The following is a 2,548-nucleotide window of genomic DNA, read 5'->3' as shown; positions in this document are numbered from 1 at the left end:
GGGGTCTCCTCGTTTTCAGTGCAATAAGTGACGGTACGAAAAGCTAGCACTGGCGCGGAGGTGGTGTTGGTAGATCGTTGATTTCATTGACTTTCCTGTTCACTTTCAAATCTGCGATTCGTGGCGTCAAACCGTGGTCGGTTTCATCCATTGGTGCCAGTTATCGATGCATTTGGCCGCGAAGGCAGGATTTGGTCAGCATAGCGGTCAACCGGGAAGCGAAACACACCCCGCAAGTTGATGCTCTCCAGCCTGGTGGGCGCAATCTTCCCGATCAGTTCCGGTGGAATGACCTGGCGGCGGTTCGACCAGCGATCCAGGACCGCCTGCATCTGTGAGGTATCTCGTCGGGCCCGCGGCTGGTGAGGGCTGAGAGTTCCTGCTTGCTGATGGCGAAGCTGCAGACGGCGCCGCCGAGGTCGCGCATCGCGGCCTCGCGCAGCAGCAACAGGAGGTTCATGTTTGCGCGCTGCGCATAGCTCAGAGAGACGTCGTTCATATTCGATCCCTGGTCTGCCGCTTGGCGGTGCTTGTAGACATCGGCGTTGAGCTCGAAGCCTCGAGCGCGCCAGATTGCCTTGGCTGTCTCCTGGGTCTGAGCGACCTTGCTCGGGTGGCAGAAGAGGCCCAGCTGGTGGTACATGCTGACCAGGGCGCCGCCCGTGTCGATCGCGTCGGCGGCCGCTGTCCAGTCGCGTGCCTTCTTCGCGACGTCCGGCATCACCACGGCCATCTTGCTTCCGGCGTTCTGAGTGGCGCGTACGTGGTTGGCCGTCACGATGGTCTTGGTACTGTTCGGGTCGAGGATGTAGACCCCCATCGTCAGCAAGAACGGCGAGCTGTACTGCAGGGCCGGCTGCATCAGGTCACCGACGAGCGCGCCCATCTGCCACAACCCGAAGCGCTCGGGGAAGGACTTGATGGAGAAGAAGCGCACGTCGAGACCGTCGCCCTCACCCTCCTTCCACAGGTGCAGGCCGTTGGAGCGCGCGTCCTGGATGGTGTCGTGGTCAACGATCTGGTCGCGCAGTTCGCGACCGTCGTCGTAGTGGAGATCCGGCGAAGAGGCGGCGTCGATGCGATCCGGGTTGACGAACAGCGAACACCAGTTGATCAGGTCGGCTGCGTCGCACACGCGGTTCGGAAGCGAGGCCGAACGCAGGGTGGTGGCCATGCCATCGCGAAGGCCGATGATCCGCTCTCGATCCGAGAGGTTGTTGGGATCGGCTTTCACGCACACGCTGATCATCAGGCGGAAGTCCCGAATCGTGTAGTGGAAGCCTTGGGTCAGCGAGTTGTGCGCGCCGTGCGCGAGGTGCGAAAAGCGTCGGCGGGCGAGCTTGCGGTAGAGGTTCTCGTTGCGCGCGGGGCGGCCGTACTCCTGCGCCTTCTGGATCTGGTCGCCATCCTCCATGCGCAGGTTCGCGTACTTGCGCAGCGGAGAGCAGACGTGGGGCGAGGCGAAGAGGTGGAACTGCACGCCGGTCTCGGGTGGGCAGTTCGAGTAGAGCGAGACCAGCACGTCCACCATGCGATCGTCCGCGCCGCTCTGCGGCATCACCTCGAGCATGAAGCCCACTCCGTCCTTGTTGACGAAGAGCTGCTCGTCGTCGAGGTAGGAGATGTAGGGCAGCCAGCTCGCGAACTGGTCGGCGGGGGACTCGTCGTTGTTGCCGAAGGAGAAGAAGCCGCCGCCGGCCTTCTCTCCGCTGCTGGCGGAACGATGCGATCAAGGCATCCGCGGGCAAGAAGCCTTCGCTGGTCAAGGTGCGATAGCGCGACGCGAGCAGGCTGGCCGCTGCCTGGACCCGAGTGATCGCGCGAAAGTAGAACTCCTCGCTGTAGCTCGGCCTTCCTTTGGGAACCGGATGGTCCTTCGAGTAGACCGACCTGAGGATGTAGGTCGGCGATAGGCCGGTGATGTAGGCGATGGTGCGCTGGCGCGCGCCGAGCGTGGCGCAATGGCGGGCGGTCTCAAGCGCACGCAGTCTGGACGGCGGGACCGACATGGGAAACCCCAGGTCACTGGCGCCGACGACGAGAAGCTGCGACCGACGGCGCAATCGCAGACGGCAGCGAAAGGAGGGTCGAAAGATCCGACCGCGGCGAGAAAAGGGCTTGGTCGCCCATGCCGCAGACGAAGCTGAGGATTCCACGCCATCACGATGTTGGCCATCAGGCTCAACGCATCGGCCACAGCCTGCATTTCATCGACACGTTTGGCCTGCGCCGGGCTGATCCGGCCGGTATAAATGGCGCGCTTGAGGGCGTTAACAGCCTCGCCCCGATTGAGCACCCGGCGCAACTCGTTCCTGAAAGCGTCCTTGACAAAGTAGTCAGCCAAAAACGCCGTACGCAGCAACCGCCCCAATTGCACGCCAGCCTCATAGATTGGATCGCCCTGGGCGGCAGAACCGAACCGCGCAAGAGCTGCCACCGCACTGGCATGTCCGCTCATGACCGAGGCTGCCAGGTGCACCAGACTATCCCAATGCTTTTCGATCAAAGCGACGTCGACATTGGCTTCGCACACCGCAGCGATTTCTGC

2 protein-coding genes and 1 pseudogene are annotated in these 2,548 nt (G+C 62.7%); all 3 read right to left on the bottom strand.

Translation table 11 applies throughout. The annotated features are described in order from the left end of the window. Positions 1–143 precede the first annotated feature (143 nt). Positions 144–344 (bottom strand): annotated as a pseudogene (locus tag D9C15_RS32950) (hypothetical protein); the annotation flags it as partial. Next, positions 275–1,633, bottom strand: a complete 1,359-nt coding sequence (locus D9C15_RS34705) for a conjugal transfer protein TraC (RefSeq protein ID WP_128003682.1) — start codon at positions 1,631–1,633, stop codon at positions 275–277. The pseudogene D9C15_RS32950 and the gene D9C15_RS34705, both read right to left, overlap by 70 nt. Positions 1,634–1,762: 129 nt before the next feature. Next, complete coding sequence (locus tag D9C15_RS34680) at positions 1,763–2,533, bottom strand: Tn3 family transposase (protein WP_375138837.1); 771 nt, start codon at positions 2,531–2,533, stop codon at positions 1,763–1,765. Between the last annotated feature and the right edge of the window lie 15 nt (positions 2,534–2,548).

It is taken from the genome of Piscinibacter defluvii, assembly GCF_004011805.1.
GTDB classification, from domain to species: Bacteria; Pseudomonadota; Gammaproteobacteria; order Burkholderiales; family Burkholderiaceae_C; genus Piscinibacter; species Piscinibacter defluvii.
Note: the sequence above shows the minus strand (reverse complement) of the source record. Positions and strands in the feature narration are given on the sequence as shown.